We start from the raw sequence: 17,562 nt of genomic DNA, 5'->3' as shown, positions 1-17,562 counted from the left end.
TGTAATTTATTACAAATAGATTAAGAAAAGAGTTTTAAATTTTTCTTAATCAGTTAGTGTGAAAATATCACATACTATTACATAGAATCGAGTTAGTTACATTTCATATTCAAAATAGAGAAAAGACACCTTGAATGGTGTCTTTTCTCTATTTTAATTCCATATACTTTTTACGCCTTTGTTATTTTTAAACGATTTGTAGGAATTAATACAACTCGAACATCTAGTTCGTTATATGTTCGAATATATAATAAACATTATCTGAATTATGAATGTATTTCAGATAATTTTATAAATAAACTCAAAGATATCTTCTTCTCCTACTGCCACAAAAGAAATAATCTATTGCTTATTTCTTTTATTAAATTGTAATATAATTACAGTATGTGAAATTATATTACATTAACTTTAAAAACGAAGTGAGAATAATCTTCACTTCGCTTTTTTCATTTGCAATCCTTATTAAATTTGCTCAATGCAGTATTTATTTCCACATTCTTCGCTTTTATTTAATCGGTTTCTCTGTTTTTAAGACAAATGAACTTAATGCAGGAACTTTAATTTTATTGTCATGGACAACATAAAGTGGTTTACTTCCCGCCTGCTTCCCGTCTACTAGTACTTTCCAAGGCCCTTTCGATGGAAGTGTTATTTCAACCGCTTCTCTATTTGCATTGTGAGCCACCGTAAAGTATTCATTTTTATTCCCCTCTATTGTATAAGCTACAGTATTTTTCGGAGCATCAATAAATGATACGTGTGTTTTTATTTGCTCTGCAGATGTCATTCGAAAAGCTGAGTACTTTTTGCGTAATTCTATTAAACCCTTCATATAATCTACTTCATTATTAAACGTTGCACGGCGCAGCCAATCCATCTGGTTAATTGAATCTGGAGATTTGTAACTATTATGATCACCGTATTTCGTCCGCATAAACTCTTGCCCTGCATGTAAAAATGGAATTCCTTGTGATGTTAATAAAATTGAAGAAGACAATTTGTGCATTTGTTTTCGCACTTCATCGTTTTCACCTGAATTAGTTAACTCAAGTTTATCCCATAATGTATGATTGTCATGTGCTTCCACATAAGTTAATACCTGTTCCGGATCTTGATAGGTAGACGAATTTGTATCGTAGTCAATACCTGCCGTAATACCTTTTTTAATACGATCTTCCATGTTTTCCTTTCCATTTATAAAACCATTTTCCTTCTCCTCAAATACACTACCTTTCAACCCATCACGTATATTATCGTTAAAATGAGCAATCCCTTTCATTTTCTCTGCATTTTTTTGATTTGCTTTCAGCTCAGCTGCAAGAGGTGTATTTAAATCCCATCCTTCTCCGTGTAGTATAATAGAAGGGTCAATTTGATTAACAGCTTTACGTATTTCATTCATCGTTTCATAATCATGAATACCCATTAAATCAAAACGGAATCCATCTAAATTGTATTCTTTTGCCCAATATGTGACGGAATCTATCATAAATTTCCTCATCATTTTTCTTTCTGAAGCAGTATCATTTCCTACTCCAGTTCCATTTGCAAATGTTCCATCTTCATTGTAACGATAATAATAACCTGGAACTAACTTATGGAAATTAGATTCAGCAGCGTTATACATATGGTTATATACTACATCCATCACTACTCGAAGATTATTATCATGTAGTGTTTGAACCATTTGCTTTAATTCAGTTATTCGAACAGTTGGCTCATAAGGATTTGTAGAATAGGAGCCTTCTGGAACGTTGAAATTTTTAGGATCATAGCCCCAGTTATATTGCGGTTCATTTAAAGTCTCTTCATTTACAGAAACATAATCAAATATCGGTAAAAACTGAACGTGAGTAACACCTAGATCCTTTATATGATCAAGTCCTGTTTTTACACCTTCTGGCCCTTTTGTTCCTTTTTCTGTTACACCTAAATACTTCCCTTTCTGTTTAATACCACTTTCAGGTTGGATGGAAAGATCGCGTACATGTAACTCATAAATAATAGCATCTTCCGGATTTTTAAATTTTGGCTTTTTGTTTGCTTTCCATTTTTTCGGATTTGTTTCTTCTAAATTAACGACTGCACCTTTATCCCCATTTACAGAAGCAGCACGCACATATGGATCAACTGCTTCAGTCCACTTATCACCAATTTTGACCTTATACGTATAAAAGAGCCCTTTTTGGTTCCCTTTTAGTTCTGCTGTCCAAGTTCCCTTTTCACCTTGTTGCATGTTTATTTCAGTACCTATTTTATCGTTCCATTTTTTATATGTAACTAACTTCGCTTCACTTGCAGTAGGAGCCCATAAACGGAACTTTGTATGTTGCGCGGTATATGTATTCCCTAAATCGTTACCACTATAATAAAATAAATTATCAAATTCCTCGCTACGAATGACTTTACCAATTTCAGTATTCGTATCAGCTAAGTTTTCTATTTTAACTTTGTATGTTTGTTTTAAATCAATTTTCTGTTCCGTAATTATTTTAACCTTATTAGTAATATCTCCACTGTTTATATCATAAGGACTAATATTCTTAATTGTAATGCCTTCAATTTCAATTTTCTTTTTCCTAATATTAAATGGGACATTAGTCGTTACAGTAATTTCATGGAAACTATCAATAGTTGCTTTTTGAATTGAGAGATCTGAAGAAGGCTTAGAGTTATATACTTTTTCATCACCCGAAAGAATCCATACTTCAGCACGACCATCCTTTATATTTTCAATCCAACGATCTCCACCATCTTTTTCCCATTCATTTGTTCGAACTATAAATCCTACACGATTATAGTCACCGTCTATTTTTATCTTAGCGTATTTTCCAAATTCATCTTCACCAGTAAATTCATAAGATGTACCATTTGCATTTTGACCCCATAACCAAAGATTCCAGTCTTTTGTATTTCCAAGCTTCTCTTTGTAATGAATGATAACTTCAGTTGTTTTCGAATTTGAAACTGCCCTCACACCCTGAAAGGAGAAAACAGATGATAACATAACGATTAAAGTAAGTAATAAAACTGTTTTGTTAATTAATCTTTTTGTAATTTGCACCACATACACCCTTTCTTCAAATATTACTAGCGATTTATTATGCTTACACTGAATAACACTGCTTAAATTAATCTAGAAATCTCTTTTAATTCACCTCCATATTGGCTATTTTCACGTATGTATTTCAATGACCTTTTAATATGAAAACGTTTGCATTAATAGTTAAAAAAATAGATTTGTGTATGCCCTCATATATTTGTAAATGCTAAAAGGTCAGGGAAATCATTTTAAAGCAATCGTTTGTTATCGCTTTCATTTTATAGACTTTCTATCAAGAGGTCAATATATTATTAATTTTCTGTTTTTACACACTTTAAACCTTATTTATTTGCCGCAACTTCTTATAGATAACGCACCTAATTATTGCTTAGTCAGTTTATTTTCAACAATACATAGCTACGTAAAAAAACAGCTAATATCCTTAAAATGATATTAGCTGTTTTTCATAATGTATTAATATATGAATGATGACTATGTTTCTAAATTACTTAATTTTTGCTGCATCAAATGCCTTTTGAACTGCTTGAACTTCAGCTGTATTCGCACCATATTTATTAGTTGCCACTCGAATACATGCTGATCTCAATTCTTTGAAATTAGAAGTCATGTTTAACTCATCAGTATTTGCATAATAGAAAATATCAAACATTTTATCTTCACCAATTCCTTTAACAGTCACTCCGTTATGAGTTCCGCCTTTTGCAATGAGATACGCAACTTTATTAATAATACTTGAATTAAAATGAACACCGCCTTGATCCCATCCATTAAAATCGTTAAATTCACTGTAATCATCTGGATAAGGTACTCCTAGTGAAGATGGAACAGAAGCTGGGTTTTCCATATCACGGAAAACAGATCCTGTTTGTTCTCCCATTGTCCAGTTAAAGTTTCCATTATTTACGTATTTCTCAATAGATGTTCCCATAATATCAGATAGTGCCTCATTAATCGCACCAGATTCCCCGTAATATTCAAGATTAGATTCGCTAGAAGTAACAGCATGTGTAAATTCATGTCCAGCTACGTCATATGCTTTAACAATAGGATCACCATATACAAGCATACTTCCATTATTAGCACTTAATGCATTCTGCCAATTCTTCGGATCATTCGTCTCTTCAGAATCCCAAGCGTGTACAACTGAAACTACCTTTTGTCCCTTATTATCAAAGCTATTACGCTTGTATTTATCTTTATAAAAATCAAATACTTTTGTTGCTAAGTAATGAGCACTTACCGCTTTTGGATCGTTAAATGTTGCCGAAGTACTAGTCGCTAATGTACCAGGATAATAGCTTTCTTCTTTAGTAATATCTTTGTAATTCACATCATATGTTTCAATCCCTTGCCCTCTTGTATAATCAGCAAGAGCATATTTGCCATTACTTTGTTTAGAGATACCAAATGAACGAGAAATACCTAAATCATCTTTTCCTGTTCCAGTTAATGATGTAAGACTGCTTTGTTTACTTTTCTTTAAAGCTCCAACTAGTTTGTCACTGGCCTTTAAGTTAGATTCTTGTACCATATTTTTTAACATATCACCATTTTGTGCATTTACTAAATAAGTACCAGAAACATAGTTTGGTGTTGCGGCTTCAAAGGTAACTTGGTATGCATTTTTAGCTTGTCCATTATTTTCATCAACAAAAATAACCTCTTTAACTTCTGGCTCAGTAATAAACTTGATATCGTTCCCGTACTTCGTATAAATAAATTGTTTTGCTTCATCTTTTGATAGATTAATAGGTTTTTTCAATTCTTCTTGTTTTAAATTTTGCGCGCTATCACCTGAAACACTTTTAATAACACCATTATTATCTACATGTGCAGTTAATTGATGGCCATATACTTCTTTTCCTTCGTATGTTTGCTGCATACGTACAAGTGTAGTTCCATCATACGAACCACGTTTTTGAAGGACTTTATAATCTACTCCTGCTTCTCCATTGACTTGTTTTTGGGACAGAGCTTGCTCTGTTTTCTCCTTAAGTGCATCCTTTACTACATTTTCTGGTGCCTTTTGTGACGGTTGTGTAAGTTCACCCGAACGGAACGATTCCTCCTGAATTTGAACTTGTAACTGATCTGTTTCCTCTGCATGACCTACCCCATATGGTGCCACAGCTGTTAAAGCTAATCCTGTTGTTAATGCTACCTTAGTTAATGTCTTTGTGTTTTTCATTATTTCACCTCGTATAATTTTTGAAATAGAAAGCTTGTACAAAGTATACTGTCTATTTCTGTCGGAAAAAAGAGAAAATACACAATTTATGTAACATTATGCAAAATTACATAAATTGTGGTCAATATTATAAATAATGAACGGAACACATATGAACATTAATTTGAATAAAAAAGAGTCCTTTTAGGCGCTCATCCAATTGGTTAATTATCTATATTCATTCTAATAAAAGTGCACTTACATCTAAATAACAACATAAAAACCCACTCTTTACTATTAAGAGTGGGTTTAATGCTATTAAAATAACAATTACTATAAGAAACCTTATAATTTATATTTTTTTAGTAATCCTACTAAGTTTTTTGTAAAATTCACCTTTTGTTTTTATATGCTTAAACTGATTTGGATTAATATTTGCTTTTTGTGAGAGTGCTACAATCTCTTCTTTTGTAATTGAATCTTTCGTATTTATAGATGCTATATTTGTGTATTTTCCGTCTTCTGTTTTTGGAATTTCTAAAATCCCTTTATTCACAAGATCAACTACAGCCTTATGCTCTGAAGAATGTAAATCTACACCAGTAATTTTCCAATTATGCATAACTTTCGGTGTGTATACACCGTTCTTTACTTCTTTTAAATATGTAATAGCAAGGTTACGAATGGTTCCACCTGTTTCTCCGAATGCATTCTCTTGTTTAGATGACCAAATTTGTTCAAACTTACGCCCCTCTAAAGCTCCCCCTTTTGCCTGAAGAGCCTCCATTCTATATGCATTCATTCCCAGCGTCATAACATCGCTCATTTTGATTGGTTTGTTTGTACGAATAGAGCGTAAATTTGTAATTCTGCTTCCGTATGGTTTTGTTAAGTCAATTTCGTATTTTACGCCTCCAAAGAAATCGTTCGTACTGTATTTAGATGCACGGCGGGTTTTATCAAAGCTAACGGTTACATCTCCGGCACGAGATGAGTTAAAATATCCTGCTGCCCATTCCATATAGTCTTTTAAATCTTTTCCAGAAATCTTATATACTGTAATTTCTCCCAAGGCATATTGGTAATTGTACGCAATATCTTTTTTCTTAATAGGACCTGTATCCAAACGGGCATAATCATTATCAATTTGATGGGCTACTACATCTGCTTTACTGTAGTAGAGCATGACTTCATGAAAGAAATCTGATAAAGGTGTTTCTTGAATCTGAACACTTGGAATACCCTTTATTTCATTTTCAGGAACAAGATTTCTACCCTTTAATTGAGCGACTACAACATTTGCATCTCCTCTCGCATATTCGTGAAAAGGTGTTAGTGTTTCTTCAAGTGTAGGATCAGATAATATCGTTGTTCCATCAGCATTTTTTACAGGTATAGCGGTAGCAGTTTTATCTTTTAAAACCAACTTCCCATCTTGCTTTGTAAAAGTAAGGTCAATACGTGAAATATGTGTTCCATATTTATCTGGCTCTGTAATAATTACGCCATTTACAACTTCTTTTTTTACAAGTTTATGCATGTGAGCCGCAAAAATAGCGCTTAGTTCCGGACAAGCATTTGCAATATCTTGAACACCAGTACCAGGGATACCATTCTCATTTTCTAATCCCATATGCATAACTCCTACCATTACATCTACTTTACCTTCTAATTCCTTAATTGCCTTTTTCGTCTCTTCTACCGGATTTTTCACCACTAAACCATCTAAGTGATCTGTCCCTTTTTCAAAATCACTAATCATTGGTGTATTCATACCAATAATCCCAACTCTAATTCCATCTTTTTCTACAATTGTATATGCAGGAAGAAAGCGCTCTCCATTTCGCTTGTAAATATTTCCTGCTAACGTTTTTCCCTTATATTGCTCACTAACTTTTTTCAATGTATCTAATCCAAAGTTGAATTCATGATTTCCAAATGCCCAGGCATCATACCCCATTGTATTCATCGCTACCATCATTGGCGATTGTGGCTTATCGTTGAATAATTCTACTGAGTTTCCTTGAATTGTATCCCCGGCATCTACTAATATGGTATTTGGATTTTCTTGACGGACCTTCTTTATAACCGTATAAAGCTGCGTCAAACTTCCACTCATATTTGCTCCATCAAGCGCATAATCCCAAGGCATAAATCTACCATGAATATCTGCAGTACCTAACAATGTAATATTAACTTCAGATTCCTCAGCCTTAGAGATAGATGGTTTGACTATTACTGCCGTTCCAAGCAGTAATAGAATTACAAAGTAACATACATAGTTCTTCCATTTCATTTTTTGCATAATAATAATATTTCTCCCCTTTTTGTACTTTCATAAAGTTGCTTGAACTTTAAAAATGTAACTTATTATTCAGGAAACTTCAACTACAAAAGATAATTTTGAAGGTGGTTCTGTTGCAAAAATAAAGAGAATAAATTGCATACATCCCCTAACAGAATTGTATTTTATCGTTTTCTGACAGAATACTCCTTCCTTAAGCGTGTGAAGTGTACTTTCAAAATAAGAACATATCATTTATCATTATTTCAATTTATTAAAACGGACATATACAATATGTTATGATGATTAATTTTTTGAATTTCGTTGCTGATTTATTTCCTTCTAAATAAAAGCACTTTCAAAAAAAATAACCCCGCTCTTCATTTAAGACGGGGTTACACTTATACAGAAAATCGGATAGTTTCATATTTTCTTAAGCTTATTGGTCACTTTCAACTAATTTCATTCAATTTTTGTTTTCTTCTGAATCAATATGAATCAACCATTTTCCTTGTTTATAATACGTATCAATAACTAGGGAATAATTTTTACTTTTCAATTTCACAAAGCAATTTTATCTCTTTGATTTGTAACATATGACGCTGTTCATGCAAATAGATCAGTTCTATCCACTGATCAAGGGGCAATTCTCCAAGAGCTGGATGCATCACTGATTTTTTCGCTAATACAGACTTATCTTCTATTGTACTCAGGAAACGCATCAATTCTTTTCTTGATTCGTTTAGCATATTGAGCATTTGCTCCACTTCAAATGGTTCTATACTTGGTTCAATCATTTCTGGAGCTATAAACTTTTTCGTTCTATCTAATAAAATAGTATGAATTTCTTTACGCACATTTTGGGTACTATCTAACTTTTTTAACCCTGAGGAAATAACTGTTATCACTCTCTCATCTAATAAAACTAAATGATGACAAACTTGTGCAATACTCCATTTATCCTTATCTGGTTTCCTATTAAATTGAGCATCACTCAACAAAGAAATTTCCTCAACTAATTGATTTCTCGTTTCATAAAACTTTTCATTTACAAATGTATCCATGCGGATTCTCCTTTCATTGCAACCTACATACTTAAATTTCTACGCTAAAAATATTATCTTCGAAAACAGATTTTCTTTCACTACTATTCCAATTTCATTTTAAAGCCACAAATGAAGTTATTTGTTTTTTTGTATGTTTTTAATTGGCACAAATAAATCAACCTTTAACTTTCCTTCTAGATCTTCAGCAACATTATTTAAGCAAAACTCTAAATTATCTCTATCATAATCTGCACCATACTCACTATTTAGTAGCCACTCTGCATACATGTATTGATACGCTTCACTTAATTTATGAGGTTCATCATAGAACTGGTATAGACCATATGTACCTCCATCTAATCTTTTAAATTGCACATCATGATACTTTTCTTTATCGAAGTTTTCAGGAATCGTAACACATGCATCATGCCGGCACTTATGACTTGCAACAAGTTCAGGATTATCTAATGATATTCCGATAAATGATTGCTCTGGTGGATACAGTTTATTTTCAATTGACCAGTTCAGTAACTTCCCCCAGTGATCTTGCGGTTCAAAGTAGCTACCAGTTCGTCTTATATACGCTACTTCTAATGGTGGTAATTTTTTTATAACAACTTTCATTTATATCTTCTCCCCTATAAATATGTACACTGTTTAATTAGCTTTTTTTAACATTTATTCCTTCTTAAATTAAAAGAATTCTCTAATCATATAAAGTGAAACTTTAATCAGCGGGAGATGAATTTTAATTGAAATATAATTGATTACTATTACTACTACTAAAGTAGTATGTACTTTCATACTTTTATTTGATTTTACATTCTTTTTAAATCGATATATTAATTGTAAGAAAATAAAAAGGTGGAGGATTTTAATTGATTAAAGGAATATACGAAGCGCATTTACCAGTATAATGTCCTATCAATTTATCATTAAATAAATGTAAAAAATGACCCTATTTATTCATTTTTAATGCGTATGTATGTACATTTGTTAATTTATTCGATATATTATGGGTATTGAATGATTACGTAAAGTGTAAAGGTCGCTTATATAACACCTTATATTTTTATATCCGTGAAAACTACAAAGTGTATGAAAATCCATTTGTCAAATGAATTTAGTGCGGAAGGAGGTTTGTGGTTACTTCATAGGGTATAATAATCAGTTTTTACTGATAAAAATATAGGAGGCGACATAATGTTTCGTACGATTTCAAATTTCATGAGAGTAGCTGAGATAAGAAGGAAAATCCTTTTTACACTAGCGATGTTAATCGTTTTTCGAATTGGCACGTTTATTCCAGTTCCTCATACTAACGCAGAGGTATTAAAAGTACAAGATCAAGCTAACGTTCTAGGTATGTTAAACGTATTTGGTGGAGGAGCATTGCAACATTTCTCAATCTTTGCTGTAGGTATTACACCATATATTACAGCTTCCATCATAGTACAATTACTACAAATGGATGTTATACCTAAGTTTTCGGAATGGGCAAAGCAAGGAGAAATGGGCCGTAAGAAATCAGCTCAATTCACTCGATACTTTACAATCATTCTCGCATTCATACAGGCCATCGGAATGTCTTATGGCTTTAATAATATAGCAGGTGGACAATTAATAACAGATCAAAGCTGGACTACATACTTATTTATTGCGACAGTTTTAACTGCAGGTACTGCATTTTTACTTTGGTTAGGCGAACAAATTACCGCTAACGGAGTTGGTAATGGTATTTCGATGATTATCTTCGCAGGTCTCGTTGCCGCGATTCCAAATGTTGCAAATCAAATTTATTTACAACAATTCCAAAATGCTGGCGATCAGCTATTTATGCACATAATAAAAATTGTTTTAATTGGACTCGTAATTTTAGCGATAGTTGTTGGTGTTATTTACATTCAACAAGCTGTACGTAAAATACCGATCCAATATGCAAAAGCTGTTTCAGGAAACAATCAATATCAAGGAGCAAAAAACACTCATTTACCGCTTAAAGTAAATAGTGCTGGTGTTATACCAGTTATCTTTGCTTCTGCATTTTTAATGACGCCGCGTACAATTGCGCAGCTCTTCCCTGATTCAAGCGTATCAAAATGGTTAGTTGCAAATCTTGATTTCGCACATCCAATTGGAATGACACTTTATGTCGGTCTTATCGTTGCTTTCACATACTTCTACGCATTTATTCAAGTAAATCCTGAACAAATGGCTGAGAATTTGAAAAAGCAAAATGGATATGTTCCTGGTATTCGTCCTGGTAAAGCAACTGAACAATATGTAACTAAAATTCTATACCGTTTAACATTTATCGGTGCAATTTTCTTAGGTGCTATTTCTATATTACCGCTCGTATTCACGAAAATTGCTACGTTACCACCTTCTGCTCAAATTGGTGGTACAAGCTTACTTATCATTGTCGGTGTAGCACTAGAAACTATGAAGACGTTAGAAAGCCAGCTTGTAAAACGTCATTATAAAGGCTTTATTAAAAAAGTGAATTAATTATCAAAAACACAGTTGGTTATTTTTCCAACTGTGTTTTTGATTTTATCAGTCCTGTAATATACAGGGCTATTGCTTTATTAAACTACATCTCCTTCTCTAATAACCGCCCTTTTTTGAAATAAGTCCGTAGTGTTGAACGATTGGCCAAAAATACACCAATCAATATAAGACAAGCTCCCATTCCCATTGTAGGATTTAAGGGTTCTCCTAATACGATATAACCTACGATAATTGCTATTAATGGTGATACATATAACCACGTCGATGGAAATACTGGGTTTGTTTTTGATAAGAGCCAGTAATATAATCCGTGTCCACCGATCGATCCGATAAATATGAGATATAAAATAGGCCATTGTACACTCCATGAAGTTAATACAGTTACATTTGGTTGTTCTACAATAATAGATGCGATTAATAGTAAAATCCCTCCATAAAACATTTGAATTCCGTTAATAAGAAATGGTGATACATTTGATAAATCTGAAAGTATTTCTTTCGAACGAATAGAGCCTATTCCGTAAAATAACTCTCCTATAACTAAAACAATACAAGCAATACTCCATATGAAACTTACTTGTTGATGCATTCCTGGTAAAGAAACAAATATAACACCTATTAGTGCAATAACTAAGGCAACGAGTTGTTCCTTTTGTAATTTCTCCCTATTCCTCTTTGCTTGTATTAATAAAATCATCATTGGTCCCGTAGCAGAAAGAACAGCAGCTAATCCCGAAGAAATATATTGTTCTGACCAATATAAACTTGCGAATGTCATAAATGTTAAACAAAATCCAGCATACATAATACGTTTTGAAAATATATGTGGCATAATTTCTTTTCGCTTTAATTTAAAAATAATCATAAGGATTATACCCGCTAAAAAGAAGCGAATTCCTGCTGAAAACAACGGTGGCGCCCCTGCTTCAATTCCAATTTTAATCGTTAAAAATGTTGTCCCGAAAATAATACATACTAAAATGTAATTAAAAATGACCATTTTACTTCCTCCTTTTTACTCTTAAAATGAGTATAGAGGCTATGGTGTATAACAGTGTATCGGTACATATAACAGTTACTTCAAGTTGTAGTTGATTCCCTATATATTTTTCGCTTTAATTAAATTAAAAAGAAAAATAGGTGAACCTATGAAGATTGTATTGCGTAAAGAATCAAACATACCGTATTACAAGCAAATATATATGCAAATTGTTGAAAGAGTACAAAGTGGTATGCTTTCACATGGTGAATCCCTTCCTTCTTTACGTTGTATGGCCACAGATTTACAAATCAATGTATTAACTGTTCGTAAAGCTTATAAACAGTTAGAAACGAAAGGGTATATACGCATCGAACAAGGAAAAGGTGCTTACATATATAAACGTGTAAAGAAAGATTTCAAACCGATACCGTATAAATGGCAACAATCAAGATCTATTAATGTTATGCGTTCTCAATATACAATGAATAAACACCGTAAATATTATGATTTTTCACAAGCAATTCTGTATCCCCGTCTGTTACCAAATCCATTTTTGGCAGACGAAATGCATAAATTGCTAGATAAAAATCCGATGTTGTTAGCAACATATGGGCCAGTTCAAGGCGATTATGAATTGCGAGTTGAAATAGCAAATTACTTAAATGAACACCAGAAATTAGTGACGGACCCATCTCAATTATTAATTACAAGCGGAGCACAACAAGGAATTGATTTAATTGCTCAAACATTATTAAAACCTGGAGATACTGTATTAGTAGAAAGTCCGTGTTACAGTGCCGCGCTTGATGTTTTCATCAATAAAGGTGTTCAAATCATTCCTGTTTCTCTTGATAATCATGGAGTTCGCTCCGACTTAATTGATGATATTTGTCAAAGTAAAAATCCCGTTTTATTGTATACGAATCCGACCTTCCAAAACCCGACAGGTACAGTAATGAGTAAAGAACGAAGAATGGAACTTATAGAACTAGCGGAGCTATATCAATTTTTTATCATTGAAGATGATTCTTTCGGAGAAATATATTTTGAAGATGCTGTAGTACCACCTCCAATCAAAAGTTTTGATAAGGATGGCCACGTAATATATATAAAAGGATTTAGTAAAACGTTAGCACCAGGATTGCGTATTGCAGCACTTATTGCCGGTGGCCCTATTTTTGAATGGCTATATGCAGTGAAAGGTTCGATGGATATCGGTAGTCCTTTATTAACACAAAAGGCACTTCTACCGTTTTTACGTGCGGAACGTATGAAAAATCATTTAGAAAAATTACGAACAGCTTTACAAATGAGACGTGATTTAACAATTGATATATTATCGCCATTAAAAGAACTGAACTTTGAAATACCAAATGGCGGTTTTAATTTATGGGTGACACTGCCTGATTCGATAGATCCCTTTACCTTATTACAAAAAGCAAATGAAGTAGATGTCTCTTTTTTACCAGGAACAGCTTGTCTATTAAATTACGAAACAAATGATAACCAATTAAGAATTAGCTATTCAATGTTAAACGAGAAAGATATGGAAATTGGATTAGAGAAATTACACGATACAATACGAAACAGTATTTGTTAGAAGTAATATCACAATAGCCAACAATAAATAATACCCGCAAATGAAAATGTATAGTATGGGATATTATCTATTGTTGAGCTTTTTCGTTATTCAAATCTAGTTACTCTATAAGCTGTAATCTTTATTATCATTCCACTTTAACTACAATCTTTCCTCTAACATGTTGTCCTTCACTCAAAATATGAGCTTCTCGAACTCCTGCTTCATTAAATGGCACCACTTTACTTATGATTGGTTTGATTTTTCCGTTTACAATTAAAGCTGATAATTCTTCTAATTGTTTTCCATTTGGTTTTAGCCATAAAAATCCTGATTTTATTCCTTCTACTTTTTGTAGTGGTTCATGAACAATGGAAACTAGAACACCACCAGGTTTAATAATTCGAAAACTTTTTTCTTGCACTTCGCCACCTATTGTATCTAACACAATATCAAAATCTGATACTAGTTCTTCAAATTTATCTTTTTTATAATCAATAACGAGATCCGCTCCTAAAGACTGTAAAAATTCTTTATTTTTACTACTAGCAGTCGTGGCAACAAAAGCTCCAAATGATTTTGCGATTTGGATTGCCAAACTTCCAACGCCACCAGCTCCAGCATGAATGAATACACGGTCATTTTCTTTTATTTTTGCGTAATCTACAAGACTTTGCCACGCTGTAAGTCCTGCAAGAGGAATAGAAGCTGCTTCTTCGTAACTAATATTATTAGGCATATGTGATACTAAATCTAATTGTACTGCAATGAATTCAGCATAAGAGCCGCTTCCTATATTTTCAGGTTTCGTAAACACTTTATCTCCTATATTGAAACACTCTACATCTTCTCCAACTTCTTCAATAACTCCAGCTACATCTAATCCTAAAGTGATTGGAAATGAAAAGCGTAACTGTTCTTGTAAGTCACCTTTTCTTATTTTCCAATCAACTGGATTAACAGATGTTGCATGAATACGTATTAATACCTCATTATTCTTAACAATCGGTTTTAAAACTTGTCTTTCTTTTAATTCTTCAACACTACCATATTGATCAATAACAATTGCTTTCATTTTCTCTCCTCCTTGCTGTTTATTTTAATAACATACAATTATTTCTCAAAATTTTTTGCCTTGAATTACCATATACTTATTTTTGGGGGTAATTATGCAAAAAGCATTATAAATTAAAACTTTAATCATTCCTCACCAATCGGGCTCTTACTGCCCGGCAAATGGCGGGATGAATTTCAAAAAGAATCTTACACACATCTTAGAATTATTCAAAACTGTATTATTAATTAAATTCAAAAGAAATGGGGCTAACTTTATGAGTGAAAAGATATTTAAAATAAACGGTATTGATATATGTACAGAAAGCTTCGGTAACTCTAATGATCCCGCTATTTTATTAATTATGGGAGCTACTTGTTCAATGATATATTGGGATGAAGAATTTTGTGAACAGTTGGCGAACACAGGGAAATTTGTTATTCGCTTTGATAATCGCGATGTTGGACGCTCTGTTACATATGAACCTGGCACTTCAAATTATTCAGTAACAGATATGGCTGAAGATGCAATCGGGGTATTAGACGCTTATCATATTGATAAAGCCCATCTTTTTGGTATGTCATTAGGTGGTATGATTGCTCAAATTGCCGCTGTAAAACATCCCGAAAGAATTTTGACGCTAACTTTACTAGCGACTAGTGTAATAGGATCTGATAATAATACTCGCGATTTACCCCCAATGGATGAAAGGATTTTAACACATCATGTAAAGAGCGCAAGTATAGATTGGACAAATAAAAATGATGTGGCAGAATATTTAGTTTCAGGATCTCGTCTATTATGTGGATCAGAACGAATATTTGATGAAAATAGAGTTTATACACAAGTAAAACAAGAAATAGAACGCGCAAACAATTTATTAAGTATGTTTAATCACGCTTTACTTCAAGGTGATGATGCATATGAAGGTGTACTTCACTCCATACAAGCACCAACATTGGTTATTCACGGAACAGACGATACAGCACTCCCATTTGAACATGGCCTCGCACTAATTGATGAAATTCCAAACTCAGTACTATTAACTCTTAAAGGGGCAGGTCATGAAAATCATCCAAATGATTGGGAAAGCATAATTACTGCCGTTTCTAAACATACATCTGAAATTTAGACAAACAAATAATTAACAGAATGGGCACAAATTGCATTGTGCCCCTTCCATTTACAAACAAAAACCCATCACTGTATTCGTATGTATAGTGATGGGACTTCTTATATTTTTCTATGTTTAAAAAAATGGACAATCTAATTGATCAACAGATTCCCATAATTTTTTTTTTGCATTTTCGGTGGATGTATTTGCTTCTAGTGTCATGTTTTTAAAAGGGTTTACTTCGACTTTTAATAAGGATGAAGGCTCCACATATAATGAGAAAACATGGCTGCTTGGTAAAGCTTTTGAAACGTCAATATCTCCTACTTGTTTAAATAATTGCTGCGCAGCAAAAAAGAAGAAATTAGTTGGATTTGATTGTTTATTCAGCCACGCAAGCATTTCAGGTGATACCGATTTATGAATATTGATTTTTACTCGATCACCACGTTTATATCGCCTAGATCGCATACTTCCACCAACTAACTTATCGTTAAGTTTGTAAATCCTAACTCTTTTTGCTTATGCTCTCTATATTTTGGCGAACAAGTATAAACTAATAATCCTCGTGCATTTGTAAATAACGGATTATCTACAAAGATTACATTTTTGAGTCGTCCTTTTTGCTTTAAAATCATTTTTAAACTGTTTTTAATAATTACTGCACCCCCGCCATAAATAAACACGTATGGATCGTCTTTCATATCATCAATTTTATTTATAATATCTGTTGCAACACGTGCTGCTAAACCTAATAGCGCTGGCTGTGATTCCTCAACTAATAAGGTATTTCTCGGATGCTTATCATTTAAATAAATTTGATTGAATTCTGTAATACTATCAATCGTCTTAGTTGGATACTTCCGGTTCCATCTCGTAATGATTTGTAGTAACGTCTCTTTTACACCATAAGATAAACCTTTACTTAGTTGCGGACGGAAATTTACCCCTAATGAAACGACTTCTTCTGTCGTCCCTGCACCAATATCAAAAGAGAGTAGAGTTTTATCTACAAAATCAATTTCAGAAACTTGATTTTGCTCACATTCTATTTTATGTTTCACAACATTTCCTTCTTCATCGTATACAATGCCCCACGTCCCAGAAGCACCCTCAGGCAGGCATTTACAATACTCAATTGAAACATTAATTGTCACATCGCGTCCGTTCGGATAATGGAAAATAACCTTATGATTTCCCATATAACGTTTTGCATTTTCAGCAGCTATTTCTTGTGTAATAAGCTGCATAGGAAGAGCGACAGATAAATCATATCGAATATTAATATGGCTAGAAGTTGGACTTTGACGCATAGCGCTTACCGCCAAACCTGATAGTATTGTAATAACCATTAACTCATCCGTTGACTTATTTGATTTCTTCTCTACCTCAGTACCTTTTAATTGATCTTGAATGACTTTTTCTCCAACGATGTATCGTACATTATTTAGCATTAACGATGGCGAACTTATAGTCACATCAATGTGGTTTTCTAATTCAGATAATGAAACATCTACCTCGTCTAAGAGTCCTGTAGGCTCACCTATATATAAAGAATAAATACTCGGAATAAAAATAGGGTCTTGCCCTTTCACCATTAACTTCAAACCGTTGTTTCCTGCATCTGCACCAGCTTTTAAAAGTATAGACATAACTACCCCCTAAATTAATCTGACATCCCTTCCAAATATATGCGAGCCCATTCTTTTACATTCAAATGTATTGTAATTTTTTATTTATCATAAAACCAAAATATTGCAT

Annotated in this window: 12 protein-coding genes; 3 read left to right on the top strand and 9 right to left on the bottom strand. The window is 33.0% G+C overall.

The window, feature by feature from the left end:
* Positions 1–505: 505 nt before the first annotated feature.
* The 5 genes from pulA to BM089_RS20225 all read right to left on the bottom strand — a co-directional run bounded on the left by pulA (position 506) and on the right by BM089_RS20225 (position 9,185).
* A complete protein-coding gene (gene pulA / locus BM089_RS20245) occupies positions 506–3,064 on the bottom strand; it encodes a type I pullulanase (protein WP_090977878.1) in 2,559 nt (852 codons plus the stop codon).
* A gap of 484 nt (positions 3,065–3,548) precedes the next feature.
* Positions 3,549–5,252 (bottom strand): M4 family metallopeptidase, encoded by a 1,704-nt coding sequence (locus BM089_RS20240; protein ID WP_000799184.1) that lies wholly within the window; start codon positions 5,250–5,252, stop codon positions 3,549–3,551.
* A 331-nt stretch (positions 5,253–5,583) separates the two neighbouring features.
* On the bottom strand, positions 5,584–7,536 hold the full coding sequence (locus BM089_RS20235) for a bifunctional metallophosphatase/5'-nucleotidase (RefSeq protein WP_090977876.1): 1,953 nt from the start codon (positions 7,534–7,536) through the stop codon (positions 5,584–5,586).
* A gap of 527 nt (positions 7,537–8,063) precedes the next feature.
* Positions 8,064–8,579, bottom strand: coding sequence for a DinB family protein (locus BM089_RS20230; protein WP_090977873.1), 516 nt, complete (start codon positions 8,577–8,579; stop codon positions 8,064–8,066).
* Positions 8,580–8,696: 117 nt separating this feature from the next.
* Complete coding sequence (locus tag BM089_RS20225; protein WP_000869614.1) at positions 8,697–9,185, bottom strand: AraC family transcriptional regulator; 489 nt, start codon at positions 9,183–9,185, stop codon at positions 8,697–8,699.
* A 579-nt stretch (positions 9,186–9,764) separates the two neighbouring features.
* On the opposite strand from BM089_RS20225, the gene secY reads away from it, so the two are divergent.
* Positions 9,765–11,069 (top strand): preprotein translocase subunit SecY, encoded by a 1,305-nt coding sequence (gene secY, locus BM089_RS20220; RefSeq protein ID WP_000490135.1) that lies wholly within the window; start codon positions 9,765–9,767, stop codon positions 11,067–11,069.
* Positions 11,070–11,154: 85 nt separating this feature from the next.
* Here the strand turns inward: secY and BM089_RS20215 are convergent, their stop codons facing one another.
* Positions 11,155–12,072 carry a DMT family transporter gene (locus BM089_RS20215; RefSeq protein ID WP_000234339.1) on the bottom strand — a complete coding sequence of 306 codons (918 nt, stop codon included), beginning with the start codon at positions 12,070–12,072 and terminating at the stop codon, positions 11,155–11,157.
* 148 nt (positions 12,073–12,220) lie between these two features.
* Between BM089_RS20215 and BM089_RS20210 the strand changes: the two genes are divergently transcribed.
* Complete coding sequence (locus BM089_RS20210; protein ID WP_090977871.1) at positions 12,221–13,654, top strand: MocR-like pyridoxine biosynthesis transcription factor PdxR; 1,434 nt, start codon at positions 12,221–12,223, stop codon at positions 13,652–13,654.
* A 127-nt stretch (positions 13,655–13,781) separates the two neighbouring features.
* Here the strand turns inward: BM089_RS20210 and BM089_RS20205 are convergent, their stop codons facing one another.
* A complete protein-coding gene (locus tag BM089_RS20205; protein ID WP_000644564.1) occupies positions 13,782–14,708 on the bottom strand; it encodes an NADP-dependent oxidoreductase in 927 nt (308 codons plus the stop codon).
* A gap of 256 nt (positions 14,709–14,964) precedes the next feature.
* Here BM089_RS20205 and BM089_RS20200 point away from each other — a divergent pair, with 256 nt between their 5' ends.
* Positions 14,965–15,819, top strand: coding sequence for a BCA family alpha/beta fold macrolide esterase (locus BM089_RS20200; protein WP_063547478.1), 855 nt, complete (start codon positions 14,965–14,967; stop codon positions 15,817–15,819).
* 117 nt (positions 15,820–15,936) lie between these two features.
* Here the strand turns inward: BM089_RS20200 and BM089_RS20195 are convergent, their stop codons facing one another.
* The gene (locus BM089_RS20195) at positions 15,937–16,272 is read right to left on the bottom strand and encodes a hypothetical protein (protein ID WP_001257761.1); all 336 of its coding nucleotides are present in this window, start codon (positions 16,270–16,272) and stop codon (positions 15,937–15,939) included.
* Between the two features lie 11 nt (positions 16,273–16,283).
* The gene (locus tag BM089_RS20190) at positions 16,284–17,453 is read right to left on the bottom strand and encodes a ParM/StbA family protein (protein ID WP_000025622.1); all 1,170 of its coding nucleotides are present in this window, start codon (positions 17,451–17,453) and stop codon (positions 16,284–16,286) included.
* Positions 17,454–17,562: the final 109 nt, after the last annotated feature.

The organism is Bacillus sp. 5mfcol3.1, from assembly GCF_900114335.1.
In the GTDB taxonomy this organism is placed as follows: domain Bacteria; phylum Bacillota; class Bacilli; order Bacillales; family Bacillaceae_G; genus Bacillus_A; species Bacillus_A thuringiensis_S.
This window is presented reverse-complemented; position numbering and strand designations above follow the sequence as displayed.

What these genes read in the sequence shown, in the direction of transcription:
- BM089_RS20240 (WP_000799184.1), bottom strand. Translation starts at nt 5,252, where the DNA reads ATGAAAAACACAAAGACATTAACTAAGGTAGCATTAACAACAGGATTA.
- BM089_RS20235 (WP_090977876.1), bottom strand. Translation starts at nt 7,536, where the DNA reads ATGCAAAAAATGAAATGGAAGAACTATGTATGTTACTTTGTAATTCTA.
- BM089_RS20230 (WP_090977873.1), bottom strand. Translation starts at nt 8,579, where the DNA reads ATGGATACATTTGTAAATGAAAAGTTTTATGAAACGAGAAATCAATTA.
- BM089_RS20225 (WP_000869614.1), bottom strand. Translation starts at nt 9,185, where the DNA reads ATGAAAGTTGTTATAAAAAAATTACCACCATTAGAAGTAGCGTATATA.
- secY (WP_000490135.1), top strand. Translation starts at nt 9,765, where the DNA reads ATGTTTCGTACGATTTCAAATTTCATGAGAGTAGCTGAGATAAGAAGG.
- BM089_RS20215 (WP_000234339.1), bottom strand. Translation starts at nt 12,072, where the DNA reads ATGGTCATTTTTAATTACATTTTAGTATGTATTATTTTCGGGACAACA.
- BM089_RS20210 (WP_090977871.1), top strand. Translation starts at nt 12,221, where the DNA reads ATGAAGATTGTATTGCGTAAAGAATCAAACATACCGTATTACAAGCAA.
- BM089_RS20205 (WP_000644564.1), bottom strand. Translation starts at nt 14,708, where the DNA reads ATGAAAGCAATTGTTATTGATCAATATGGTAGTGTTGAAGAATTAAAA.
- BM089_RS20200 (WP_063547478.1), top strand. Translation starts at nt 14,965, where the DNA reads ATGAGTGAAAAGATATTTAAAATAAACGGTATTGATATATGTACAGAA.
- BM089_RS20195 (WP_001257761.1), bottom strand. Translation starts at nt 16,272, where the DNA reads ATGCGATCTAGGCGATATAAACGTGGTGATCGAGTAAAAATCAATATT.
- BM089_RS20190 (WP_000025622.1), bottom strand. Translation starts at nt 17,453, where the DNA reads ATGTCTATACTTTTAAAAGCTGGTGCAGATGCAGGAAACAACGGTTTG.